This window comes from Nocardia takedensis NBRC 100417 (genome assembly GCF_000308695.1).
Classification (GTDB): domain Bacteria; phylum Actinomycetota; class Actinomycetes; order Mycobacteriales; family Mycobacteriaceae; genus Nocardia; species Nocardia takedensis.
Window position 1 is genome coordinate 164,492 of record NZ_BAGG01000093.1, and the last position, 25,466, is coordinate 189,957.

The window sequence follows — 25,466 nt, forward strand, 5'->3', positions numbered from 1 at the left end:
GCTCAGCGTTCCGGCTCGAACGCGAACACCTCGCCGATCCTGGTCGCGACCACCACGTCGCCCTCGGCGCTCACCGACGTCCCCGTCGTCACGCCCTGCGCGTTCGGCAGCACATCGGAATCGATCGTCCCGCCGGTCTCGGTGTCGAAGGTGATCAGGCTCAGGCCCGCGCCGATCGCGGCCACCGTGTAGCCGACGCCGCCCGCCGCCTGCACCGGAGCGCCACGCAACATCAGATCCTTGCGCTCCCAGACGATCTCGGAGGTGTCACCGTTGTCGCGCACCGCCAGCAGATAGCCCTGCTCACCCGCCGGGAGGATCAACCCGTCGGCCGACACCGACAGCACCCCGCGCGGGGTGAACCCCAACTGCCGCACCCACTTCGGGCGACCGTCCGCGGCGTCCAGCGCGATCAGCCGGTCGGTGTTGTCCCCCACGTAGATCGTGCCGCCGTCCGCCGACACCGTCGGACTCGTGCCGCTGCCCTGCGCCAACACCTCGGCGCTCCACAGCCGCTTCACCTCGCCGTCCCCGTAGCTCAACGCCACCAACGACGCCGCGGGCCGCCCCGGCTCCCACACCGTCACGAAGAAACGGCCCGAATCCGCGTCCACCGCCGAGATGTTCGCCACCGCGCAGCGCGGGCCGCCCGACAGGCAATCGTCGAGCCCCTGCCCCGAAGCGGGCCGCGTCAACCCCGGATAAGCCAGGAAGTCCGCGTCGCCCAACAGTTGCAGCGTCGGCACTTCACGCGCGCCCGTCTGCCTGCTCAGGATGTCGATCTGACCCGACTGCGTCACCGACAGCACCCGACCGTCGCCGGTGAACTGCACCGACACCGGCACACCCGCCACCGGCGTGCGCCACCGCGGCTGCCCCAGATAGTTGAACGAATTCACCGCACCGTCGTCGCCGACATAGGAATTCGACATGCCGTCCACCACCGTGGGCGAGGACACCGCGTTCGGCCCCAACTGATTACAGAACCGCTTGCGCCCCGTCGGCATCTGCAACGACAGGATCGCGCACCCGCTCTGCGTGCGCGTCGTCAGGAACATCTGCCCGTCACGGCCGATCGCCACCGGCATCTCCACCGGACCGCCCACCGGCCGCGACCAGTTCAACGTCATCCGCCGCGCCCCCTCCACCGGGGTCACCGCGCTGTTGCGCAGATCGTGATACGCCGCGGGCCATCCCGCGCCGGGACCGACGGTGATGTCATCGACCGCGGTGCCGCACCCCGTCACCATCACCCCCGCCACCGACGCGACCAGCACGACCAGCGCCGCGCGCCGCGCACGCCCGGATCCAGCCCGCACGCTGCCGGTTCGCACCTGAGTTCTCCTCTGCGTCCGATTTGCCGCGACTCCGTCGCGGCGGGTTCGCGGCCCCTTGTGTCTCGCGGCTCAGCGGTCGAGACTCGCGCCTGCGGCGCATGCGCTTCGACCGCTGAGCCGCGAGACGGCCGCGAACCGGTCGCTCGTAAGACTCGCTCCGTCGTGGTTCAGTGCGCTGGGATAGTAACGGGGGTGGGGTACCCGCGGGGACTTCGGGGGGATGTTTGCGGGAGGTCGGGTGTGGTGAACACCAGTGGGGCCGCGCGTCGGAATCGGCGCGATCCGCCGCTCGCGATCACGGACAGCGGGTTCGCGCCGCGGCTCGGGGAGGCGAATCCCGGCGGCGGCTCCTCTCGCGAATGTGGTCCCGTTCTCACCGCGGGGGTACGCGGAAGTACTCTTGTCTGCTGAACAGGCAGTGGCCCCGAGGGCGGGGTTTACGACGGGAGACGATCGTGACGAGCATGTGGGGCGCGCCGTTGCGCTCGCGGTGGCGGGGTTCGCGTCGCCGGGATCCGCAGCAGGCCCGGTTCCTGACGACCGCGTCCTTGCGCTGGGTGCTCGCCAATCGGGCCTACACGCCCTGGTACCTGGTCCGTTACTACCGCCTGTTCAAATTCAAGGCCGCCAATCCGCACATCGTGCTGCGGGGAATGGTCTTTCTCGGCAAGAACGTCGAGATCCACGCGACGCCGGAACTGAGCCGCATGGAGATCGGCCGCTGGGTGCACATCGGCGACGGCAACGCCATCCGGTGTCACGAGGGGTCGCTGCGGATCGGCGACAAGGTCGTCTTCGGCAAGGACAACGTGGTCAACACCTATCTCGACATCGAGATCGGCGAATCCACCCTGGTCGCGGACTGGTGCTACATCTGCGATTTCGACCACCGCATGGACGACATCACCATGCCGATCAAGGATCAGGGCATCGTGAAGAGCCCGGTGCGGATCGGACCCGACACCTGGATCGCGGCCAAAGTGACGGTGCTGCGGGAGACGCGGGTCGGTCGTGGGTGCGTGCTCGGCGCGCACGCGGTGGTCAAGGGCGAGATCCCGGATTACGGCATCGCGGTCGGCGCGCCCGCGAAAGTGGTCAAGAACCGCAAGGCGGCTTGGGAGGCGGGCGCGGCGGCGCGCGCCGAATACGTCGCCGCGCTCGAGGACATCGAACGCAAGAAGAACGGCGTCGCGCAGCAAGCCTGAGGTGGCAGCCAAGCCCGAGGTGTCAGGGGCATCGGCTACGGTTCGCGCTATGAACAGCTACGCGGCGCTGCTGCGCGGGATCATGCCGAGCAACCCGAACATGCGCAATGAGAAGTTGCGCGCGGTCTTCGAGGGTCTCGGATACGAGCGCGTGGCGACGATCCTGTCCAGCGGCAATGTGGTCTTCTCCTGCGCCGAGACCGACGAGGCCGCGCTCGAGGACGCCATCCAGTGCGCGCTGAACAGTGAACTCGGCATCCCGGGCGGCACCATCGTGCGCAGCCACGAGACCTTGCGCGACCTGCTCGACCGCGACCCGTTCGAGGGCTTGGCCCACACCCGCGAGAACTACCTGACCGTCACCTTCTTCAAGGCGCAGACCCCCGAGGTGGGCGACCCGGTGAACACCGACGACCTCACCCGCATCGTCGGCTACGACGAGCCCTCGCGCGCCTTCCTCAGCGTCATCGACAACCGCGTGCCCGGGACCAGCGATTTCATGTCCTGGCTCGACCGCAGCTACGGCAAGGACATCACCACGCGCACCTGGCTGACGGTGCAGAAGGTGGTCGCCAAGATCGAGCGTTGACGCCTCAGCCCGCCGGGCGGTGGGCGACGCAGACGAAGACCGTCGCCGTGCGCTCGATGCGAGTGATCACCAGGGAGTAGGGCGTGCCGCCGCGAGATTTCAAACGGGCGCGCAGCGCGTCCGGGTCGACGTCCACGCCGCGCACGAGGATTTCCAGCGCGCCCGCGTCCAGGCGGGCCAGTTCGCGACGCAAGGTCTTCTCGCGCAGGTCGGTGCGCGCGACTACCCGGAAACCGCGCAGACCGGGCGGCACCGCGTCGCCGGTGAGGTAGGCGATGCGCGGATCGAGTTGCCAGAGACCGTGGGCGGCGGCGTAGTGGCGCACCAGACCGGCGCGCACGATCGCGCCGTCCGGGTCGATGATCCACTCGCCGGGCGGGCGGTCCGGGATGTCGTCGGGGTCCGCGTCGGTCACCTCGACCGGGTCACCGGTGCTGGAGAGCACGCTCGCGCGGCGCGTCACCCCGGGCGCGGCGAATCCGGGTGACCACAGGCAGGCTTCGCGGACCGCGCCGTCCAGGGAGACCACCTCGATCTCGCCCGGCCAGTCGAGTCGGTCGAAGTCCAGCCCGGGGGCGCATTTCACGGCCAAGTCCCGGCCCGCGTAGGACTCCAGCAGATCCGGGAGCGGGGGTTGCAGGCGGGCGGGGTCGTGGGTGCGGCGTCCGTCGGCGCGCCGGGCGGGATCGGCGATGACAGCCGTTCCCGTCGAGACCGGGCGCAGCGCGTCGGCCCGCGCCAGCAGGACCGGAGCCGCGGCCAGGTTGTGCGCGGCGATGTCCAGGCGGACCGGGTCCAGGTCGCTGCCGAGGACCGCCGGGCACACCCGGGCCAGTTCGGCCAGTTCCGCGCCGATCGAGCAGGTGACGTCGTGCACCGCCCGCCCCGCCAACCGCGTGGCCCGATGCCGGGCGACCAGGGTGGGGGTGGCCTGTTGCAGGGCGTCGTCGGTGAACAGCCAGCCGTCGGCGTCGCGCAACTTCGCGCCCGCCTTGCGACGCAACCGCGTCGTCTCCACGACGGCGGGGGCGTGCTCGCCGAACGCCCGCCGCGCCCGCTCCAGGTCACGCAGGTGGGTGGCGGCGGTCAGCTCCAGCCCGTCCGCCTCGGCGAGCGCGGCACGGCCGTCCGCGCCGCCGAGGAACGCGACGTCCGCCCGGCTGAAGCCGTAGCCCACCTACTTCGCGGCCGCGCCCGGCTTCACGCCGGTGATCATGGCGTTGTAGAAGAACTGACGCGGCACCACGCGGCGCATGACATTCTCGTCGAGCCAGCTCAGCCGCAACCACGCCTTGTACATCGCCAGGCGGTAGCCCATGGTCAGCTTCTCCGCGGGCACGGCGGCCTCGAAGGTGCGCACCGGCCAACCCCACAGGGCGGCGGCGAACTCCTCGGTGGTCGCCTTGACCTCGACGGCACCGGCCGACCGCGACATCGCCTCGAGGTCGCGCGGGTCGAAGGTGTGCAGGTCGACGACCGCTTCCAGGGCCGCGGCGCGCGAGGACTCGTCCAACTCCTCCTGCGGGCGACGCCAGCCCGCCAGCGGCGCGAGCTTGGTGACCGTCGTGGTGGCCTTCCAGGTGATGCGTCCCAGCCAGCGCGCGTAGAAATTGCCGACGGTGGTGGGCTCGCCCGCGAAGACGAAACGACCGCCCGGCTTGAGCACCCGCAGGCACTCCTTCAGGGCGAGTTCCACATCGGGGATGTGGTGCAGCACGGCGTGGCCGACGACCAGATCGAAGGTGTCGTCGTCGTAGGGGATGGTCTCGGCGTCGGCGACCCGGCCGTCGACGTCCAGGCCCAGGTGTTCGGCGTTGCGCAGCGCGACCTTCACCATGCCGGGCGACAGGTCGGTGACCGACCCCGATTTCGCGATGCCGCCCTGCATGAGGTTCAGCAGGAAGAACCCGGTTCCACAGCCCAGTTCCAGCGCGCGCCCGTAGGGCAGCGGCGCGGGGCCGACGGCGGCATCGAAGCGGCCGCGGGCGTAGTCGATACAGCGCTCGTCGTAGGAGATCGACCACTTGTCGTCGTAGGTCTCGGCTTCCCAGTCGTGGTAGAGGACCTGGGCGAGCTTCGTATCCTTGAGCGCGGCTTCGACCTCGGCCTCGGTGGCGTGCGGGTTCGGCGCGGGGTCGTCGGGGTGGACCGTCATGGATGCGTAGCCTATCTTCCCTTCCGGCCCCCTCGTGAATGGGACCGGTCCCAACCGGACATCCGTCCCGTTCGGCGACCGGACGCCGGTACGGTTCGGTCCCGCCCGGTAGACGTACCAGGCGTCGCGGGCTCAGCGCCCGACGAAGACCGCCGACCCGGGACCGTCGGCCAGTACCGACTCGGTCCCCGTACGCCGGTCCTCGGTGTCGAACAGCGCGGCCCACCGCGCGCGCGCCGACGCACCGGCCTCCGCGGTATCGGCCGCCTCGAAGACCGCCTTCGCCGCCGCCAGGGCGCGCGCGGGACCGTCGACGAACTGCCGCGCCCAGCGCAGCGCCGCCGCGAACACCTCGTCGGGCGCGACCACCTCGTCCACCAACCCGAGCGACAGCGCCTCGGCATGTTCGACGAACCGGCCCGTGTAGACCAGGTCACGGGCCGCGCCGGCCCCGATCAGCCGCGTCAACCGCGCCAGGCCCGCGAGCGGGATCAGCCCGGCCTTGATCTGCGGGAGGCCGAGTTTGACGTTGTCGCCGATGATCCGCCGGTCCGCCCCCAACGCCAGTTCCAGTCCGCCGCCGAGCGCGTACCCGGTGATCGCGGCGACCGTGGGCTGCGGAACCCGCGCCAACGCGCCCAACGCGGCCTGGATGTCGGCGGCCATCGCCTCGGCCCCCGCGCGATCGAGCGCGGCCAGTTCAGCGAGGTCGTCCCCCGCGCTGAAGACGCGCTCGTCGCCGTAGACCACCAAGGCGGCGATCCGCTCGTCGGCCGCCGCCCGTTCGGCCGCCGCGCGGATCTCGCGCAGGACATCCGTGCTCAGCAGATTCAGGGGCGCGCGGTCGATCCGCAGCACCGCGACATCGCGGGCGGCGTCGCCCTCCACCACATCCAAGGTCACGAATTCGGCCATGCGGGCACGCTACCGCGCGGACGCGCGCTCTCCGTCCCCGAGTGTGCTCCCCCGGCCTCAGTTCCGGGCGGTCCCCTTCAACTGCCCCCGATCGGGCAGGTCGGCGAAATAGCGGTCCGCGGCGGGGAAGGCGAGGCGGTAGGGGTCCTCGTCGCCGCCGAGACCGGGCATGATCGGGTCGATGACCGGGTCGGCGGCCAGGATCAGCGCGGTGGAGTCGAAGCCGGCGAGCGCGTCCAGTTGCGACCACGTCGGCGGCAACAGGATGTCGGTGCCCGCGCGCCAGCGCTTCAGCGCCTCGGCGGGGGTGCGCCACTGCACGTCGTCGGCTTCGGAGGTCGCGCCGTCGGCCAGTTGCCCGGACGGCAGCACCGCGACGAAGAAGCGCGTGTCGTAGCGGCGCGGTTCGATGGTGGGGGTGATCCAGTTCGCCCAGGGCCGCAGCAGATCCGCGCGCAACACCAACTTCTCGCGGGCCAGGAAGTCGGCCAGCGACAGTTCCCGGCGCTCGAGGCGACCGCGCGCCTCGCGGTATCCGGTGGTGTCGGAGACCACGCTGTCGGCGGTCGGTCCCGCGAGCAGCACGCCGCACTCCTCGAAGGTCTCCCGGACGGCCGCGCACACCAGTGCTTTCGCGCGTTCCTCGGTGGTGGCGAACTTCTGCGCCCACCACGCGGGCGCGGGGCCCGCCCAGTCGATCTCGGCGGTGCCGTCGGAGGGGTCGACGCCGCCGCCGGGGAACACCGTCATCCCGGCGGCGAAGGCCATCGCCCCGACCCGGCGCTGCAAGAAGACCTCGGGACCGGTGGCGCCGTCGCGCACCAGCATGACCGTGGAGGCGTCGCGGATCGGCGGTTCCGGCGCGACGGCCGGGGAATCAGTCTCACTCACCCCTGCACCATAACGCTGTAAGAATCCGCGCCTACCGGGAGCGGTGCTTCCCCGCGCGACGACTGCGCCGGGCGAAGTAACGACCGTCCACCCGGTCCAGCCGGATCGACTGGCGGAACGCGTCGCTGAGATTCTCGGAGGTGAGCACATCCGAGAGCAGCCCCTGCGCGACCACCTGGCCCTCGTTGAGCAGCAGACCGTGGGTGAACCCCGGCGGGATCTCCTCCACGTGATGGGTCACCAGCACCATCGCGGGCGCGTCCGGATCGGCCGCCAGATCGCCGAGACGCTCGACCAGTTCCTCCCGGCCGCCCAGATCGAGACCGGCCGCGGGCTCGTCGAGCAGCAACAGTTCCGGATCGGTCATCAGCGCGCGGGCGATCAGCACCCGCTTGCGTTCCCCCTCCGAGAGCGTGCCGTAGGTGCGGTCGGACAGGTGTTCGGCGCCCAGGCTCTCCAACATGTCGATGGCGCGGTCGGTGTCCATGTCGTCGTAGCGTTCGCGCCACCGGCCCAGCACCGCATATCCCGCCGACACCACCAGATCCCCGACCTTCTCGTCGCGGGGCACCCGATTGGCCACCGCGGCCGAGGACAAGCCGATGCGCGGACGCAGTTCGGTGACATCGGTCTTGCCGAGTGTCTCCCCGAGTAGGTGCGCCACGCCCGAGGTCGGATGCACCTCGGCGGCGGCCATGCGGAGCAGGGAGGTCTTGCCCGCGCCGTTGGGTCCGAGAACGACCCAACGTTCGTCGAGCTCGACCTGCCAGGTGACCGGGCCGACCAGGGTATGCCCGGAACGTCGGACGGTCACATCGGTGAAATCAATGAGCAGATCGGGATCCGGTTGCGGCACGCGCTCCATCTTGGCCCACATGGGCCGTGGATGCCCGACCGACCCACGAGGCTCGCGACAATCGGCCACGCGAGTGCCGACGGGCGCGCGGCGTGCGGAGGAGGGCCCGTTCGGCGGGCGGATCGTCCGGCTTTCGGAACATCCGGGCGACCAACAGCGCCAGGGGAATCGAGACGACGAACCAGATGGCGAGAATCAGCAACACTGTAAACATGGCGTGAGGTCCTCCACAACAGTTGGGGGTAGTCCTCTGAGGGGACGAGTACCCGAATGTCGCCGAGGCCACACGCGTGACCCCGGGTCGAACGGAAACCGCCTGCTGCCTCCTCTCTCGCGTTCGTCGTGCTCCTGTCACTCCTGCGTATATCTCCCGCAACCGCCGAAACGCAGCGGCTTCCGCCGGTTCCGGGTGTCGCCGCACCGCCGCACCGCCGCACCGCACCACCCTCACCACGAGGCGGGTGGCACCGCGATCACCGTCAGCGAACCCGGCGCGATCTCGGTGAAACCCGCGTCCCGTACCGCCACCGCCGTGCCCGCGGACACCAGGTCGGTCAGCGCGCGCCACCGGTCACCGTCGGCGTCGCGGACCGCGCAGGCGAAATCCGCTGCCGCCCACCGCCAGGCCGCCTCCGCCGAGACCGCGCCCGCCAGCAGCATGCTCGCGTGCCCGACCTGCGCGGCGGTCTTGCCCAACGTCATCCCCAATGCGGCGTTCACCCACAGCACCGGCAGGTCGGAGGCGGGTGGCCCGGGTTCGTCGTGTTCCAGATCGGTGCCGCCGATCTGCAACCGCTTGATCCGCGGGTCCACCGCGCCGACCGGGCCGGGCACCAGAGCCCGGGCCTGCGCGCCGTCGACTTCGACCGTCACCCCGTCCACCTCGTTGGCCGCCACCCACTGCGCACCCCGCGCCCGCCGCGCGACCTTGCGGATGCGCGACCGCTTCCAGCGCAGGTAGCCCGCCGCCCAGACACCGCCGGGACCGACCCGCTCGTCCAGGCACAGAGCGACCACCGACGACGCCGCCGCGGCCAGCAGCGCACTGCGCGCGGGCGGGTCCGCCTTGGGCAGATGCAACACCATCGGCATGGCCAACACCGCCGCCGGATCCGCGGGATCGCCCAATCCACCGTAACCGCGCGCCAATTCGGCGTGCCGCACCCGGAACCCCGCCGCCCGATCCGCCTCTGTCATCGCCGCCGCGCCGCCCTCGACACCGCTGTCCTCGCCGCTCACGCACTCCACCTCGATCATCACCGGGAACCACCGCGCGAACCCCTGCCGCGCACCCACCATCACAAGCGGACCCATCCTCCGCCGCATTCCCAGCCCCCACCCCGCCCCTCCCCTCGAGTCACCATCGCGCGGCCACGGGTAATCATGGAGCAACCGCGCGGGACGCGGGGCGGTTTCGCCGCCGAAAGTCCGCGAAACGCCGCCTACGACGCGCGAACGTTCACCGTCAGCTCGTAGCGCGGAGTCGCGCCGTCGGGCTTCGCACCCGGCCGGAGCTCGGTCAACACCAGTTCGGTGGTGCCGTTGCGGGCGGCGCGGAAGGCCCATTCGGAGACGCCGGGCTCGCCTTGCGTCGGCTCCGGTCGGTAGTACGGGTCGCCGACCTGGGTCAGAATCCCGACGTCCACCCGCTCGATCCCCCACACCGCCCCCGTCGAGGGATCAGCGGGCAAACGCACCACGAGCCGTTGGTTCACCACCATGTCCAGGGCGGTGCCGTCGGCGAAATAGTCGACCGTGACGCCCGCGGGCGGTTCCACCGGACCGCCGGTCCTCGCCTCGGGACCGCTCTCGACGGAACTGAGCACCGACTCCGCCCGCGAGGCGGAATCCGAGTCGTCGTTCCCGCAGCCGAGCACCGTCGCGCCGACCAGCATCACCAGCAGGACTTTCCGCATCGCGCCTCCGATCGCCGGACCTTCGCTCGTAATGTCCGAGCACAGCAGGTCCCGACCGTCACCGGCGGGGCGACACGCCGATCAGCTGCCGACCAGCGGCACCCGGCGCACCCCGCCGTCCTTGGCGTCGGCGGCTTCGACCTCGTCGCGGGTCACCCCGAGGATGAACAGCACCGCGTCCAGGTACGGATGCGACAGCGCCGCGTCGGCGACCTCGCGCAGCGCGGGTTTGGCGTTGAAGGCGACGCCCAGGCCCGCCGCGTTGAGCATGTCGATGTCGTTGGCGCCGTCGCCGACCGCGACGGTCTGCTCCATCGGCACGCCTGCCTCGGCCGCGAACTTGCGCAGCGCGGTGGCCTTGTAGGCGCGGTCGACGATCTCGCCGACCACGCGGCCGGTCAACCGGCCGTTCTCGATCTCGAGGGTGTTGGCCTGCACGAAATCGAGTTCGAGTTCGTGCGCGAGCGGTTCGATGACCTGGCGGAAGCCGCCGGAGACCACGCCGCAGCGGTAGCCGATGCGGCGCAGCGTGCGGATGGTGGTGCGCGCGCCCGGCGTCAGCGCGATCCGGTCGGCGACCTGCTCGATCACCGATTCGTCGAGCCCTTCGAGGGTGGCCACCCGCTGGCGCAGCGATTCGGCGAAATCGATCTCGCCGCGCATGGCCGCCTCGGTGACCTCCCTGACCTGGTCCTCCACGCCCGCGTGCGCGGCCAGCATCTCGATGACCTCGCCCTGGATCAGCGTGGAGTCCACGTCGAACACGATGAGTCGTTTGGCCCGGCGGGCCAGGCCCGCGCGCTCGACGGCCACGTCGATCTGTTCGGCGACCGCCACCTCGGCCAGCGCGGTGCGCAGGCGGGAGTCGGTGTCCGCGCCGGTGTCGGTGGCCGTGACCATCAACTCCATCCCCGTGACCGGGTAGTCGGCGACGCCGCGGATGGTGTCGATATTGGCCCCGAGCGCGGCCAACTGCCGGGAGACGGCGCTGAAGGCCCGCGCGGTGACGGGACTGCCCAGCACCACGACCGCGTGCGTGGACAGCGGTGGGCGGCCGATGCGCGCGTCGACCTCGACGTAGACCGCCATCCCGACGGTGTTCATCGCCTCTTCGAGTTCGTCCTGCAACGATTCGGGATCGCCGGGGCAGGTGACGAGCACGCCGAGGGTGAGGTGGCCGCGGATAACGACCTGTTCGATGTCGAGCAGGCTGACCTGGTGGCGCGACATCGCGGTCAGCAGGACCGAGGTCACGCCGGGCCGGTCCGGCCCGGTCACGGTGACGAGGACGATGGTGCCGGTCAAGTCGATGTGCTCCAAGTCTGTACCGCCCTCCTGTGCCGCGTCGCCGTTGCCGCTACCGCCGTGGGGCTTGCTACCTCATCACATGAGTGTGCACCCGCCGGATGACCAGCGGGTGCACACTCGTCGCGAGAATCCTAGTGGGCGTGCCCTACTTGGCGGCGACCGCCTTCTCCTCGGGCGCGTGCGCCTTGGTGCCCCAGCCCACGTGCGCCTCGGCGCGCATGCGCTCGACCATGTGCGGGTAGTGCAACTCGAAGGCAGGCCGCTCGGAGCGGATCCGCGGCAGTTCGTAGAAGTTGTGCCGCGGCGGCGGGCAGGTGGTGGCCCATTCCAGCGAGTTGCCGTAACCCCACGGGTCGTCCACGGTGACCACTTCGCCGTAGCGGTAGCTCTTGAAGATGTTCCAGATGAACGGCAGCATCGAGGCGCCGAGCACGAACGCGCCGATGGTGGACACCGTGTTCAGCGTGGTGAACCCGTCGGAGGGCAGGTAGTCGGCGTAGCGGCGCGGCATACCTTCCGCACCCAGCCAGTGCTGCACCAGGAACGTGGTGTGGAAGCCGATGAAGGTGGCCCAGAAGTGCCACTTGGCCAGGCGTTCGTCGACCATGCGCCCGGTGATCTTCGGGAACCAGAAGTAGATGCCCGCGAAGGTGGCGAACACGATGGTGCCGAAGAGCACGTAGTGGAAGTGGGCGACCACGAAGTAGGAGTCGGTGACGTGGAAGTCCAGCGGCGGGGAGGCCAGGATGACGCCGGACAGACCGCCGAAGAGGAAGGTCACCAGGAAGCCCAGCGACCACAGCATCGGTGACTCGAAGGTCAGCTGGCCGCGCCACATCGTGCCGATCCAGTTGAAGAACTTCACGCCGGTCGGCACCGCGATGAGGAAGGTCATGAACGAGAAGTAGGGCAGCAGCACCGCGCCGGTGGCGTACATGTGGTGCGCCCACACCGCGATCGAGAGCGCCGCGATGCCCAGCGTCGCGTAGACCAGGGTGGTGTAGCCGAAGATCGGCTTGCGGGAGAAGACCGGGAAGATCTCCGAGACGATGCCGAAGAACGGCAGCGCGATGATGTAGACCTCGGGATGGCCGAAGAACCAGAACAGGTGCTGGTAGAGCAGGATGCCGCCGGTGGCCGGGTCGTAGATGTGGCCGCCCAGGTGACGGTCGTAGGCCAGGCCGAACAACGCGGCGGTCAGCAGCGGGAACGCCAGCAGCACCAGCACGCTGGTGACGGCGATGTTCCAGGTGAAGATCGGCATGCGGAACATGGTCATACCGGGCGCGCGCAGGCAGACCACGGTGGTGAGCATGTTGACGCCGCCGAGGATGGTGCCCAGACCGGAGACCGCCAGGCCCAGGATCCACAGGTCGGTGCCCACGCCCGGGGAGTGCAGGATGTCGGTCAGCGGCACGTAGGCCGTCCAGCCGAAGTCCGCGGCGCCGCCGGGGGTGACGAAGCCCGCGGTCGCCATGCTCGCGCCGAACAGGTACAGCCAGTAGCTGAAGGCGTTCAGGCGCGGGAAGGCGACGTCGGGTGCGCCGATCTGCAACGGCAGCACGATGTTGGCGAAGCCGAAGACGATCGCGGTCGCGTAGAACAGCAGCATGATCGTGCCGTGCATGGTGAACAGCTGGTTGAACTGCTCGGGCGAGAGGAACTGCAGGCCCGGACGCGCCAGTTCGGCGCGCATCAGCAGCGCCATCAGGCCGCCGATGAGGAAGAAGCTCGTCGCGGTCACCAGGTACATGACGCCCAGGACCTTGGGGTCGGTGGTGGTCACCATCTTGTAGAGGAACGAGCCCTTCGGCCCGGTGCGGGCCGGATACGGTCGAGTCGCTTCCAACTGAGGGACTGGTCTGGGCTCTACCGCAGTCACTGATCCTCCTGAAGATGCCTGTAGGTCACTCCGCAGGCTCCGCTGATCGGATCCGTTCCGTGACCGGAACAGACGACAGTTCGCTTGCGCTGTCTGTGATCGTAAACCGTGCGACCTCGACGGTCCGCACTGGTCCTACTCTCTGTCGTATTTCGTTGATGCCACCACGGTATCGGTTCGTGGGCCGATCCGGGCGCGGGCACCGATGAGTTCCGGTGCGCTCGGCCGTCTCCACCGGTAGCAGTACCCCACCACCTGCGAGGAGACAACCCCCATGAGGAGACAGCGATGACGCGACCGCAGCCCGGCGACCCGGTCTGGGTGGAATTGTTCACGGGCGATGTCGAGGAGAGCATCGCCTTCTACACCGAACTGTTCGGGTGGACCGTCGAACGCGGCGGCCCCGAATTCGGCGGCTACCTCACCTTCCGCGAGGGCGGCAAGGTAGTCGCGGGCGGCATGGGCAAGACGCCCGAGAACACCGACGGCCCCGAGCAGTGGACGGTCTACCTCGCCGCCGAGGACGCGAGTCGGACCGTGAGCGCGGCCGAGCGGGCGGGGGCGCAGGTCGTGGTGCCCGCCATGCAGGTCGGGGACCTCGGCGTGATGGCGATCCTGGGCGATCCGGGCGGTGCGGGCGTGGGCGTGTGGCAGGCGCTGGACTTCGGCGGCATCGAGACCGAAGCCCTGGTCGAGGGCGGTCAGTGGCGCGATCACGACGGCGCGCCGTCCTGGTTCGAGTTGCATTCGCGCGACTACGACCGGGTGCTGACCTTCTACAAGGAGGTCTTCGGCTGGCAGGACACCTTCGCCATGCCCGAGCAGGACGGCTTCCGCTACACCACCATCCACTCGACGAGTCCGATGCGGGGCGGGGTCTTCGACGCCTCGGTCCTGCCCGCCGACGCACCGGGCGGGTGGACGGTCTACTTCGGCGCGGACGACGTCGACAAGTCCGTGGCCAGGGTGGTCGAACTCGGCGGTTCGGTCATCGCACCGGCCGAGAACACCCCGTACGGCCGGATGGCCACCGTGGCCGATCCGCGCGGCGTGCGCTTCAGCCTCGGCGGCGATCCCTCCTGATCCCGCGGACCCGCGGGCGCGTGACCTGGCGGGCGGGTGCGGCCTCGGCCGGCACCGCCCTGGTCGCGAGCCCGCGGGCGCGTGACCTGGTGTGCCCGCGGGTTGCCCGGTGGTCGACGCGGCCCGAGCCCCGGCACGCGTCCGCCGGGATGCTCGCCCCGTAGGGCACGCCGGGCGGTGCGCGGCGGCAATGTACCCTCTCCCGCATGTCGGTGAGCGCGCGCGTCCGCATCCGAAACATCTCCTGCGCCTTCCGCCACGGCGCCGCCGTGGCGACAGCGGTCTGCACCGCGCTGCTGGTCACCGGATGCGGTGACCGCCACGACGACGCGAGCACCATCGTGCGCACCACGACGACGATCGCGGGCGCGGGCGTGGTCGGTCTGGAACGCGACACCGCGCTGGCCTGCCCGCTGCCCAGCGCGCCCGATCCGGCGGGCCAGACCAGCGTCACCCACACCGCGGGCGTCACCGAGGTGCCCGCCGACCCGCGCCGGGTCGTCGTGTTGACCACGTCCGCGCTCGACGCGGCCTGTGCGCTGGGGTTGTGGGAGCGCGTGGTCGGCGCGGTGAGCTCCGACGGCCCGCGTCCGCATCCGATGTATCTCGGCTACGGCGTGACGACCATCCCGAGCGTCGGCGTCGGGGCGCCCGATCCGGCGCGCATCGCGGATCTGCGCCCCGACCTGATCCTCGGCGAGACGGCCACGGGCGCGGCGGATTTCGCGACCTTGCAGGCGATCGCGCCGACCGTGCTGGTCGGCACGTCGACCAGTTGGCAGGCCCAGTTCACCGCGTTCGCCGCGGGAATGAACCGCCGCGACGCCGCCGCGACCGCCCTGGCCGGCTACCGCGAACAGGCCCGCGACGTCGGCATCGCGATCGCCGCGAGTCAGAGTCAGGCGTCGGTGCTTCGCTTCACCCCCGACGTGATCCGCATCCAGGGCGAGGACAGTTTCGCGGGCCAGATCCTCGCCGACACCGGGGTGCGCCGCCCCACGGCCCAGCGCGGGCCGTCCACCGACATCGATATCGAGGACCTGGCCACCGAGGCCGAGGGCGACATCATCTACGTCGACTTCGCGGGCGAGGACGGCAAGGAATACGGCGAGCAGGTGCTGCGCGGGGACGACTGGAAGGCACTCGGCGCGGCCTCGGACCGCCGCGTGTTCGCCGTCGAGGACTCGGTCTGGCACGGCAACGGCCTGACCGCCGCCCGTGCCCTGCTGGTCGACCTGCAGGGCACGCTCAACGGCTACGTCACCGACTAGACCGGCACCGCGGGCTTCGACTGCTCGTCCTGTTCGGTGCGCGGGCGCGCCAGCGCGCTGGGCCACCAGATCCGGTCGCCCACGTCCAGGGTCAACGCCGTCACCAGAATCGCGCGCACGATGATGGTGTCGAGCAGCACGCCCACCGCGATCACGATGCCCATCTGCGCGAAGGCCACCACCGGCAGGGTCGCGAACACCGCGAAGGTGCCCGCCAGCACCAGACCGGCCGAGGTGATCACCCCGCCGGTCGCCGCGAGCCCGATCAGCGCGCCCGCCTTGGTGCGGTGCTTGGCCGCTTCCTCGTGGACCCGCGACATCAGGAAGATGTTGTAGTCGATGCCGAGGGCCACCAGGAAGACGAACGCCAGCAGCGGGAGTCCGGCGTCCGCGCCACGGAAGCCGAGCAGGTCGAAGATCCACCGGCTCAGGCCGAGGGCGGCGAAGAACGACAGCACCACCGTGGCGGTGAGCAGGATCGGGGCCAGGATCGAACGCAACAGGATCATCAGGATCACCATGACGATCGCCAGCACCAACGGCACGATGATCCGGTTGTCGTGCGACACCGCGCGTTCCACGTCGAGCAGCACCGCGGTCTGCCCGCCGACCCGCGCGCCTGCGTCCACCTCGTGCACCGCCGCGCGCACCCGGTCGATGGTGGCGTCCGCGGCGGCGCTGTCGGGCGGATCGGACAGCATGCCCTCGAAATAGACCAAGCCCTCGCGCGGGACCGGCGGTGTCACCGAGGCGATGCCCTGGCTGCCGCGCACCGCCGCCACCAGCGCCTCGGTGCGGGCGGCCGAGCCGATGACGATCACCGGGTTGCCCGTGCCCGCGTCGAAATGCCGTTCCAAGACTTCGGTTCCGTCGACCGCCTCGGACTGTCCGACGAAGGAGTCCTTGTTCGCGATGCCGTCGGATTCCAGGCCCACCGCGCCCAGGGTGAGCGCGCCGAGCACGACGGCGGTGACGATCCAGACGGTGCGCGGCCTGCGGGCCACGCCGAAGCCGATCCGCGCCCACACACCGGATTCGGTGTGGTCGGCGGTGCCGAGGCGGGGGTGGCGCGGCCAGAAGATCCAGCGTCCGGCGATGACGAGCAGTGCGGGCAGCAGGGTCAGCATCGCCAACAGCGCGATCGAGATGCCGATGGCGCAGACCGGCCCGATGCCCCTGGTGGAGTTCATCTCCGCGACCAGCAGCGCCAGCATCGCCACGATGACGGTGACGCCGCTGGCCAGCACGGCGGGGCCCGCCCGGTGCAGCGCGACGGCCATCGCCTCGTGTTTGTCGTCGTGGCGGCGCAGTTCTTCCCGATACCGCGCGACCAGCAGCAGCGCGTAGTCGGTGCCGGCGCCGAAGACCAGGACGGTGAGGATCGCCTGGCTCTGGGCGTTCATGGTGAGCCCGAGTTTCGTCGCGCCGTAGACCGCGCTCTGCGCGACCACCAGCGCGAATCCGGCCGCCAGCAGCGGCAGCACCCACAGCATGGGGCCGTAGGTGATCACCAGGATCACCACGACGACACCGGCGGCGGCGTAGAGCAGCAGACCGTCGATCCCCTCGAACGCCTCGCCGAATTCGGCGGCGAAGCCCGCGGGGCCGGTGGCGTGGAAGGACAGTCCCTCGGGTCGTTCCCCGGCGGCGGCGCGGATCTCGGCGACGACCTCGGCGAGCCGATCCCACCCGTCCGAACCCATCTCGATGGGCGCGACGATCTCCACGGCCTGCCCGTCGTCGGACTGCACCGGGCCGAGCACCTGATCGGCGACGACGTGGTCGACCTGTTTCAAGCGCGTCGCGTCGGCGGCCACGGCGAGGCGGTCGGCGTCGGTGATGCCGCCGGGACGTTCGTAGACCAGCACGACGGGCACGTGGTCGCTGTTGCCGAAGGATTCGGCGAGTTTGTAGGCCTGGGTGGATTCGGCGCTGTCCGGCAGCCAGTTGACGCTGTCGTTCTCCTGCGCGCCGCTGAGGCTGCCCGCGAAGGAACCCAGCGCGACCAGCGCGAGGACCCACACGACGAGCACGACCCACTTGCCGCGCCTGCCGGTCAGGGCGCGGGCCGCGCGGCCGAGCGGATGGGTCATGTCGGGATCGGTTGGTGCGGACATCGCCTTGCCCCCTCGTGCTGATGCGGTACGGCGGTATCGTACGTGCGCGCGCGGCCGGAAGGGTGAGTGAAGTCGAGAGTGTGAGGTAGCCCTTACTCAGGTGGGGGCGCATCGTTTTCGGCAAACTTCGGGCGATCCGCGGACACGGCCGGTCCCGCGCGCGCCGAGCCGAACCCCGTGGCGCACAATGGGTTGCCCCGAGCACCTCGACGCACCGCTGTCGACGGGGGTTTGCCCCGGGCGTCAACACTAGGTGTTGGGTTGGTCTGCGAGTCGACCCACAAGGAGTAGTGTTCGGGGCGACGGACCCGCCGGCGCGGGGATTCCGCGAGGACGACGATTCGGGCGTCAGGAACTACTCGGGCGAGAACATCTCGGGCGAAAGGGTGTGGAGGCAGGATGAAGCTCATCGATCGGGTTTCGGCCATCAATTGGAATCGGGTGCCCGACGAGAAGGACGCCGAGGTCTGGGACAGGCTCACCGGCAACTTCTGGCTGCCCGAGAAGGTCCCGGTCTCCAACGACATCCCGTCCTGGAACACCCTGACCCCGGACGAGAAGCAGCTGACCATGCGGGTCTTCACCGGACTCACGCTGCTCGACACCATCCAGGGCACCGTCGGCGCGGTCAGCCTGATCCCCGACGCGCAGACCCCGCACGAAGAAGCGGTGCTCACCAATATCGCGTTCATGGAGTCGGTGCACGCCAAGAGCTACAGCTCGATCTTCTCCACGCTGTGCTCGACCCGCGAGATCGATGACGCGTTCCGCTGGTCGGAGGAGAACCGCAACCTGCAACGCAAGGCCGAGATCGTCCTGGGCTACTACAACGGCGACGATCCGCTCAAGCGCAAGGTCGCCTCCACACTGCTGGAGAGCTTCCTGTTCTACTCCGGGTTCTACCTGCCGATGCACTGGTCCTCGCGGGCCAAATTGACCAACACCGCCGACATGATCCGGCTGATCATCCGCGACGAGGCCGTGCACGGCTACTACATCGGCTACAAGTACCAGCGCGGGCTGGAACTGGTCGGCCAGGCCGAACGCGACGAACTCAAGGACTACACCTTCGAGTTGCTCTTCGAGCTCTACGACAACGAGGTCGAGTACACCCAGGACCTCTACGACGAGGTCGGGCTCACCGAGGACGTCAAGAAGTTCCTGCGCTACAACGCCAACAAGGCGCTGATGAACCTCGGTTACGAGGGCCTGTTCCCCAAGGACGAGACCGAGGTCAACCCGGCGATCCTGTCGGCGCTGTCCCCCAACGCCGACGAGAACCACGACTTCTTCTCCGGTTCCGGGTCCAGCTACGTCATCGGCAAGGCCGTCAACACCGAGGACGAGGACTGGGAATTCTGAGTCGGCGCCGGCGTCCGGGCGGCAGGCCGCCGGGTCCGCCGCCCGGACGAACGCCACCGCCCGGACCGGACGGCGGACTGCCGGCCGAACCGCTCGCGGACCGCTCCCGACGCCGAGGGTGAGATCCACCGCGAGATCGCTGTGAGGTCGCAGGCCGCCCGGGATCGGGTCAGATGCCGAGGACGATCTTGGCGGTGGTGAAGTAGATGATCAGGCCGGTGGCGTCGACCAGGGTGGTCACCATCGGGGCCGACACCACGGCCGGATCGATGCGGAACTTCTTGGCCAGCAACGGCATCGTGCCGCCGATGGTGGCGGCCCACCCGCAGATCAGCACCAAGGTGATGCCGACGACGACGGCGATGCGCGGCCCGACGAACAGCGCGCCGATCAACACCCCCGCCGAGGCCAGCATCGCGCCCAGCACCAGACCGACCCGACATTCCCGCCAGATGACCCGGAACAGGTCCGACCCGCGGACCTCGCCGACCGCGACCGCGCGCACACAGGCCGTGGCGGCCTGCGCGCCCGCGTTGCCGCCCGCGCCGATCAGCAGCGGAATGAACAACGCCAGGTGCGCGGCCTGTTCCAGGGTGCCCTGGAAGAAGTCGGTGACGCTGACGGTGAGGGTGGCCGCGAGCAGCAGCAACAGCAGCCACAGCGCCCGGTAGCGGGCCAACTGGAACACGCCCGCCGCCATGTAGTGCCCGGCCCACGGCGCCGAACCCGCCTGCTTGGCGACGTCCTCGCTGTCGGCGGCCTCGATGACCTCCACCGCGTCGTCGATGGTGAGCAACCCGACCAACCTGTCCTCGCTGTCGACCACCGGCAGGTTGAGGTCGTTGGTCTCGCGCATCAACCGCGCGGCGCGCTCGGCCGAATCGGTGGCGCGCGCGAAAGCCGGTGCGGTGACCACCAATTCGGACACCCCGGTCTCGGGCGTGCTCAGGACCAGTTCGCGCAGTTCCACCACGCCGATGAGCCTGCGTCCGGCGTCGACCACCGGCAGGGTGTAGACCGTCTCGGCGTTGCCGCCCTTGGCGCGCACCGTGAGCAGCGCGTCGGCCACCGTCAGATTGCGTGGCAGCGCAACGACTTCCGGCGTCATGTAGAGCCCGACCGAGCCCTCGGGGTAGCCGAGCAGCGCGGCCGTCATCCGGCGTTCGCGCGGGCTCAGCCCGGCCAGCACCTTCTTGGCGACCTTGGCGGGGGCCTCGTGCAGCATGCGTGCCCGGTCGTCGGGGGCCATGCCCTCCACGAGGTCGCGAAAAGTCTGGTCCCGCAAGCCTTCCAGAATCTGCTGCTGGTCGATGGGTTCGAGTTCCTCGAACACCGCCAGCGCTTTGTCCTTGGGCAGCAGACGGAAGGCCACCCCGGCGCTAACCGCGTCCATGCGGGCCAGTTGATCGGCGATGACGTGCGGCGCGCGGTCGCCGAGCCAGTCCAGCGCGGCGTCGACACGATGGGTTTCGACGATGTCGCGCAGCGATTCGGACAGCGTCGGACGTACTTCGATGAGATCGGTCTGCGACATGGGTGATCCTCAGCACACGGCGGGTGAACAGGGGTGATCGATGACGACGTCACACCGCGAGGCACCACTCGGGACCGGCCGCGACCACGGGCGCGGGAGGAGGAATCGGTCAGGACGAAGGAGCGGTGCCGCGCGGCCTTCGACTGGGAGGTTCACTGCGCATGGCATCCACCTCCTGATCACCGCTGGACGGGCACACCGCCGCAGACTTCCGAATGCGCGCTTCCGGACCCGGGCGCACAACTTCCTCGTGCAGGATACATGCCTACCGGCCACGATTCACACACGCGGGAGCCACGAACCGATTCCGGGGCCGATCTTCATCCCCCGTGCACCCGCCCGACACCCCGCACCGGAACCGCCGCCACCTCGGCCCGCACACCGGGCGCGGCGATCGGTCCGAACGGCAACGGCGTCGGCTCGCGATGTCCACGACCACCGCCCAGGCACCGCGCGCAGGTGTGCAGGAGGGTTACACGCAGCGGGCGTCGAACCGTTGTCCGCGGCGACCGGAGACGGAACAGTTCAGCCCGAGGACGCACGAACCGAGGGAATGCGAGGACGACGAGATGGACACCACCGATCAGTCCCGTTCCGGTTCGCAGGCCGTCCACCGAGCCCGGCGGGTCGAGCACCTGTTGATTCACACCGCGCTGGTTCGTCGCCGCGCGATCGACCTGATGCGGATTCCGCACGGGATCTGTCGCCGCTGAATCCGTGACGCGCGCTCGCGCGTCGTCGAGTACCTCGCGTCGAACGCGAGTCCCCCACCGGGAAATCGTTCCCCACGCTCGTTCCGGCGTCGGCCGCGGCTGTCCGCGGCGCGCCTTCTCGAAGGAAGATCCATGTCCCCCACCGCATCCACGCGGCGTTTCCACCGTATCGCCGCCGCGGCGCTGTCCGTCCTCGCCGGCCTGTCCGTGCTCACCGCCTGCGGCAATTCCGGCACGACCACCACCGCCGACGGCAAGACCGTGCTGCGCTACCAGGGCACCACCGGTCAGGTCACCCCCGTCGAACTGGCCGAGGACCTCGGCTACTTCAGCAAGATCGCGCTGCACTGGGAAGGCGACACCACCAGCGGTCCGGCCAACATCCAGGCCGCCGCCACCAACCAGGTCGAATTCGGCAGCGCCTTCAACGGGGCGGTGGTCAAACTGATCTCCGGTGGCGCGAAGGTGACCTCGGTCCTGAGCTCCTACGGCGCCGACGAACTGTCCTACACGGGCTACTTCGTCCTGGACGGTTCGCCCATCAAGAGCGCGCGCGACCTGATCGGCAAGAAGATCGCGGTCAACACCCTCGGCGCGCACCACGAGTTCATCACCCGCGAATGGCTGCACCAGCAGGGCCTGAGCGAGGACGAGATCAAGCAGGTCCAACTCGTCGTGGTGCCGCCCGCCAACACCGAGGACGCGCTGCGCAAGGGACAGGTCGACGTGGGCACCCTCGGGTCGGTCTTCCGCGAGACCGCCGTCGAGCGCGGCGGCATCCACCCGCTCTACACCGACAAGGCGATCTTCGGCGAATTCGACTACGGCACCTACGTCTTCCGCGACGACTTCCTGGCGAAGAACAAGGACGCGGTGGCCGATTTCGTGCAGGGCACCGCGCGGGCGACGCGCTGGTTGCAGGTGACGCCGCGTGAGGAGGTGGTGGCCCGTTTCCGCACCATCATCGAGAAGCGGCAGCGCAACGAGAACCAGGACCTGCTGAAGTACTGGCGCAGCCCGGGCATCCCGGTGCCGGGAGCCGTGGTCGCGGACAAGGAATTGCAGATCTGGATCGACTGGCTGGTGCGCAACGGCGAGCTGAAGCCCGACCAGTTGAAGGCGGCCGACCTGTTCACCAACGAATTCAACCCCTACGCCAACGGCACCTATCCTCCCGCCGGCGGCCCGAGCGGTGAGGCGGTCGCGAAATGAGCACCACGACGGCGAAACTGGCCCTGAACGGGGTGCGTAAACAGTTCTCCGTGCGCGGCTCCGACGAGCGGTTCACCGCGTTGGACGACATCACCATCGACGTCCGCGAGGGCGAATTCCTGGTGCTGGTCGGCCCCAGCGGTTCCGGCAAGTCGACGCTGCTGGACCTGCTCGGCGGGCTCAGCGAACCCACTGCCGGGCAGATTTTGCTCGACGGCGCGCCGATCACCGGCCCCGGCCTCGACCGCGGCATCGTCTTCCAGCAGTACGCGCTGTTCCCGTGGCGGACCGCACGGGCCAACATCGAGTTCGGCCTGGAAGCCAAGAAGGTGCGGCGCAAGCAGCGCCGCGAGATCGCCGACCGATACCTGGATCTGGTGGGGCTCAGCGGTTTCGGCGACCGCTACCCGCGCGAGCTGTCCGGCGGCATGAAGCAGCGCGTCGCGATCGCGCGCAGCCTGGCCTACGACCCCGAGGTCCTGCTGATGGACGAACCGTTCGCCGCGCTGGACGCCCAGACCAGGGAGTCGCTGCAGGACGAACTGCTGCGCATCTGGCGGGCCACCGGCAAGACCATCCTGTTCATCACCCACGGCATCGACGAAGCGGTCTACCTCGGGCAGCGCGTGGCGGTGCTGACCTCGCGACCGGGCCGCGTCAAAGCGGTCCTCGACGTCGACATCGACCGGGACGGCGGCGTCGACATCCGCTCCACCGAGACCTTCCGCGCCTACCGGCACGAGATCTGGACCCTGCTGCGCTCCGAGGTCGAGCGCGCGCAGGGCCTGGAACGCGCCGCGCTCACCGATCCGTCCGCCGTCGAATCCCGCACCGAGAGGCCGGTCCATGTCTAGCGCAGTGGAACTCATCGACAAGCCCGCACCCGCGATCCTCCGGAAGCCCGAAACGCACACTCCCCCAGTGGAATCAGTGCCACGGTCGCCGGTCGCTGGCCGATACGCGGCCCTCGCCGTCCGGGTCGCCTGGCGAGTGGTCAAACCGCTGATCGCCATCGCCGCCTTCCTCGCGCTGTGGGAGGTCGCACCGAAGATCGGCCTGGTGGACGAGGTGTTCCTGCCGCCGTTCTCCACCGTCGCGCAGGCATTCGCCGACCTGGTCGCCAGTGGCGAGATGTGGACCCACGTCTCGGCGAGCCTGAGCCGGTCGGTGAGCGGATTCGCCATCGCCTTGGCGATCGCCGTGCCCCTCGGCATCGCCATCGCCTGGTACAAGCCGGTCGCCGATCTGCTCAACCCGATCCTGGAACTGTTCCGCAACACCGCCGCGCTGGCGTTGCTGCCGGTGTTCGTGCTGATCCTCGGCATCGGCGAGACCTCCAAGGTAGCGCTGGTGGTCTACGCGAGCACGTTCCCGATCCTGCTCAACACCATCACCGGTGTCCGCACGGTCGACCCGCTGCTGGTGAAATCGGCCACCTCCCTGGGCCTGAGCCCGCTGCGACTGTTCCAGAAGGTCATCCTGCCCGCCGCGATCCCGTCGATCTTCACCGGTCTGCGCATGGCCGCGGCCAGTTCGATCCTGGTGCTGCTCGCGGCCGAGATGGTGGGCGCGCGCGCCGGTCTCGGCTACCTGATCACCGCCGCCCAGCAGAACTTCCAGATCCCGAACATGTACGCGGGAATCCTGGCGATCTCGCTGCTCGGCCTGTCGTTCAACGGTCTGCTCGTCGCCCTGGAACGCCGCTTCTCGCGCTGGCGCGTCGACGCGAACAACTGATCCCCTCGCACAAGGAATACGGAACCTCATGTCCCCAAGGCAATTCCACCTCAACGCGTTTCTCATGGGCGTCGGCCACCACGAGGCCGCCTGGCGGCACCCGCGCACCGACGAACGCGCGGTGCTCGACGTCGCGCACTTCCAAGAACTGGGCCGCATCGCCGAACGCGGCAAACTCGACTCGGTCTTCTTCGCCGACGGTCTCGCGGTCGGACCCAATATCGCCCGCAACACCCTGGCCGTGTTCGAGCCGGTGACGCTGCTGTCGGCGATCGCGTCGGTCACCTCCCGCGTCGGCCTCATCGCGACCGCCTCGACCAGCTACAACGAACCGTTCAACCTCGCCCGCAAATTCGCCTCGCTCGACCACATCAGCCACGGTCGGGCCGGCTGGAACATCGTGACCTCGGCGGGCGCGGACGAGGCGCTCAACTTCGGCTACGACTCGCTGCCCGAGCACGCGCGCCGCTACGATCGGGCCACCGAATTCGTCGAGGTGGCCGTGAAGCTGTGGGACAGTTGGGAATCCGGGGCCATCGTGCTCGATCCCGAACGCGGCGCCTTCGCCGACCCGTCGAAGGTGCACACCGTCGACCACGCGGGCGAGCGGTTCACCGTGCGCGGACCGCTGAACTCCCCGCGCAGCCCGCAGGGCCGTCCGCTGCTGGTGCAGGCCGGATCCTCCGAGGACGGCAAGGATTTCGCGGCCCGCTACGCCGAGGCGGTGTTCACCGCGCAGCGCACCCTCGCCGAAGGGCAGGCGTTCTACCGCGACCTGAAGTCCCGGCCGGCCAAGTACGGGCGCGCGGCCGACGACCTGAAGGTGCTGCCCGGACTCGTGCCCTACATCGCCGACACCGAAGAGCAGGCGTTGGCACTGGAACAGGAGTTCACCGACCTGATCTCCCCCGACTACGCGCTGGGCCAACTGTCGCGGATGCTCGGCGTCGACCTGACCGAACACGCCCTGGACGGCCCGCTGCCGCCGCTGCCCGAGGTCACCGACTTCGAGGGCGGCAAGAGCCGGTTCACGCTGGTCAAGGAATTGGCCGAGAACGAGAACCTGACCGTGCGGCAGCTGATCGGCAAATTGGGCGGCGGACGCGGCCACCGGTCCTTCGCGGGCACCCCGACCCAGATCGCGGACGAATTGCAGAGCTGGTTCGACAACGGCGCGGCCGACGGCTTCAACATCATGCCGCCGTACCTGCCGGGCGGGCTCGAGGACTTCGTCGAGAAGGTCGTGCCGATCCTGCAGGAACGCGGACTGTTCCGCACCGACTACGAATCCGACACCCTGCGCGGACACTACGGCCTGGACCCCGTCCCGGGCCGCGACGCCGAGATCCGCGCCGAAGCGAGCGCATGAGCCGGGGCACGACA

General features: G+C 69.6%; 22 protein-coding genes. 10 read left to right on the forward strand and 12 right to left on the reverse strand.

Going from position 1 to position 25,466, the window contains the following annotated elements:
• Nucleotides 1-2 precede the first annotated feature (2 nt).
• Nucleotides 3-1,334, reverse strand: coding sequence for an outer membrane protein assembly factor BamB family protein (locus ON30_RS19745; protein ID WP_245554128.1), 1,332 nt, complete (start codon nucleotides 1,332-1,334; stop codon nucleotides 3-5).
• 458 nt (nucleotides 1,335-1,792) lie between these two features.
• On the opposite strand from ON30_RS19745, the gene ON30_RS19750 reads away from it, so the two are divergent.
• Complete coding sequence (locus tag ON30_RS19750) at nucleotides 1,793-2,542, forward strand: acyltransferase (protein ID WP_040708968.1); 750 nt, start codon at nucleotides 1,793-1,795, stop codon at nucleotides 2,540-2,542.
• 49 nt (nucleotides 2,543-2,591) lie between these two features.
• A complete protein-coding gene (locus tag ON30_RS19755) occupies nucleotides 2,592-3,131 on the forward strand; it encodes a DUF1697 domain-containing protein (RefSeq protein WP_040708969.1) in 540 nt (179 codons plus the stop codon).
• 4 nt (nucleotides 3,132-3,135) lie between these two features.
• Here ON30_RS19755 and ON30_RS19760 read toward each other — a convergent pair whose 3' ends face one another.
• The 9 genes from ON30_RS19760 to ctaD form a co-directional block, all read right to left on the reverse strand.
• The gene (locus ON30_RS19760) at nucleotides 3,136-4,308 is read right to left on the reverse strand and encodes a THUMP-like domain-containing protein (protein WP_040708970.1); all 1,173 of its coding nucleotides are present in this window, start codon (nucleotides 4,306-4,308) and stop codon (nucleotides 3,136-3,138) included.
• Nucleotides 4,309-5,286, reverse strand: a complete 978-nt coding sequence (locus ON30_RS19765; RefSeq protein WP_040708971.1) for a class I SAM-dependent methyltransferase — start codon at nucleotides 5,284-5,286, stop codon at nucleotides 4,309-4,311.
• Nucleotides 5,287-5,418: 132 nt separating this feature from the next.
• Entirely contained in the window at nucleotides 5,419-6,201 is a 783-nt protein-coding gene (locus tag ON30_RS19770; RefSeq protein ID WP_040708973.1) for an enoyl-CoA hydratase-related protein, read from the reverse strand.
• A gap of 57 nt (nucleotides 6,202-6,258) precedes the next feature.
• A complete protein-coding gene (locus ON30_RS19775; RefSeq protein WP_169334931.1) occupies nucleotides 6,259-7,029 on the reverse strand; it encodes an NUDIX hydrolase in 771 nt (256 codons plus the stop codon).
• Between the two features lie 94 nt (nucleotides 7,030-7,123).
• On the reverse strand, nucleotides 7,124-7,957 hold the full coding sequence (locus ON30_RS19780; protein ID WP_040709259.1) for an ABC transporter ATP-binding protein: 834 nt from the start codon (nucleotides 7,955-7,957) through the stop codon (nucleotides 7,124-7,126).
• A 438-nt stretch (nucleotides 7,958-8,395) separates the two neighbouring features.
• A complete protein-coding gene (locus ON30_RS19785) occupies nucleotides 8,396-9,145 on the reverse strand; it encodes a peptidyl-tRNA hydrolase (protein ID WP_040709261.1) in 750 nt (249 codons plus the stop codon).
• Nucleotides 9,146-9,390: 245 nt separating this feature from the next.
• On the reverse strand, nucleotides 9,391-9,864 hold the full coding sequence (locus ON30_RS19790) for a protease inhibitor I42 family protein (RefSeq protein ID WP_040708977.1): 474 nt from the start codon (nucleotides 9,862-9,864) through the stop codon (nucleotides 9,391-9,393).
• Between the two features lie 81 nt (nucleotides 9,865-9,945).
• The gene (gene serB / locus ON30_RS19795; protein ID WP_051029548.1) at nucleotides 9,946-11,169 is read right to left on the reverse strand and encodes a phosphoserine phosphatase SerB; all 1,224 of its coding nucleotides are present in this window, start codon (nucleotides 11,167-11,169) and stop codon (nucleotides 9,946-9,948) included.
• Nucleotides 11,170-11,317: 148 nt separating this feature from the next.
• On the reverse strand, nucleotides 11,318-13,054 hold the full coding sequence (ctaD, locus tag ON30_RS19800) for an aa3-type cytochrome oxidase subunit I (protein ID WP_040708979.1): 1,737 nt from the start codon (nucleotides 13,052-13,054) through the stop codon (nucleotides 11,318-11,320).
• 288 nt (nucleotides 13,055-13,342) lie between these two features.
• Here ctaD and ON30_RS19805 point away from each other — a divergent pair, with 288 nt between their 5' ends.
• On the forward strand, nucleotides 13,343-14,137 hold the full coding sequence (locus ON30_RS19805; RefSeq protein WP_040708980.1) for a VOC family protein: 795 nt from the start codon (nucleotides 13,343-13,345) through the stop codon (nucleotides 14,135-14,137).
• 206 nt (nucleotides 14,138-14,343) lie between these two features.
• Nucleotides 14,344-15,408 carry an ABC transporter substrate-binding protein gene (locus ON30_RS19810; protein WP_040708982.1) on the forward strand — a complete coding sequence of 355 codons (1,065 nt, stop codon included), beginning with the start codon at nucleotides 14,344-14,346 and terminating at the stop codon, nucleotides 15,406-15,408.
• Here the strand turns inward: ON30_RS19810 and ON30_RS19815 are convergent.
• Nucleotides 15,405-17,525 (reverse strand): MMPL family transporter, encoded by a 2,121-nt coding sequence (locus ON30_RS19815; RefSeq protein ID WP_063719914.1) that lies wholly within the window; start codon nucleotides 17,523-17,525, stop codon nucleotides 15,405-15,407. The genes ON30_RS19810 and ON30_RS19815 overlap by 4 nt on opposite strands.
• A 399-nt stretch (nucleotides 17,526-17,924) precedes the next feature.
• Here ON30_RS19815 and nrdF point away from each other — a divergent pair, with 399 nt between their 5' ends.
• On the forward strand, nucleotides 17,925-18,887 hold the full coding sequence (gene nrdF, locus ON30_RS19820) for a class 1b ribonucleoside-diphosphate reductase subunit beta (protein ID WP_040708986.1): 963 nt from the start codon (nucleotides 17,925-17,927) through the stop codon (nucleotides 18,885-18,887).
• A gap of 169 nt (nucleotides 18,888-19,056) precedes the next feature.
• On the opposite strand, the gene mgtE is transcribed toward nrdF, so the two are convergent.
• Entirely contained in the window at nucleotides 19,057-20,421 is a 1,365-nt protein-coding gene (gene mgtE / locus ON30_RS19825; protein ID WP_040708987.1) for a magnesium transporter, read from the reverse strand.
• Between the two features lie 569 nt (nucleotides 20,422-20,990).
• Between mgtE and ON30_RS39270 the strand changes: the two genes are divergently transcribed.
• From ON30_RS39270 to ON30_RS19850, 5 genes are all read left to right on the forward strand, one after another.
• Nucleotides 20,991-21,134 carry a hypothetical protein gene (locus ON30_RS39270; protein WP_157183781.1) on the forward strand — a complete coding sequence of 48 codons (144 nt, stop codon included), beginning with the start codon at nucleotides 20,991-20,993 and terminating at the stop codon, nucleotides 21,132-21,134.
• 132 nt (nucleotides 21,135-21,266) lie between these two features.
• A complete protein-coding gene (locus ON30_RS19835) occupies nucleotides 21,267-22,346 on the forward strand; it encodes an ABC transporter substrate-binding protein (protein WP_040708991.1) in 1,080 nt (359 codons plus the stop codon).
• Nucleotides 22,343-23,200 (forward strand): ABC transporter ATP-binding protein, encoded by an 858-nt coding sequence (locus ON30_RS19840; RefSeq protein WP_040708992.1) that lies wholly within the window; start codon nucleotides 22,343-22,345, stop codon nucleotides 23,198-23,200. Before ON30_RS19835 ends, ON30_RS19840 begins: the two co-directional genes overlap by 4 nt.
• The gene (locus tag ON30_RS19845) at nucleotides 23,193-24,083 is read left to right on the forward strand and encodes an ABC transporter permease (protein ID WP_040708993.1); all 891 of its coding nucleotides are present in this window, start codon (nucleotides 23,193-23,195) and stop codon (nucleotides 24,081-24,083) included. The genes ON30_RS19840 and ON30_RS19845 overlap by 8 nt, the downstream gene beginning before the upstream one ends.
• Nucleotides 24,084-24,111: 28 nt before the next feature.
• Nucleotides 24,112-25,452, forward strand: coding sequence for an LLM class flavin-dependent oxidoreductase (locus tag ON30_RS19850; RefSeq protein ID WP_040708996.1), 1,341 nt, complete (start codon nucleotides 24,112-24,114; stop codon nucleotides 25,450-25,452).
• The last annotated feature ends 14 nt before the right edge of the window (nucleotides 25,453-25,466 follow it).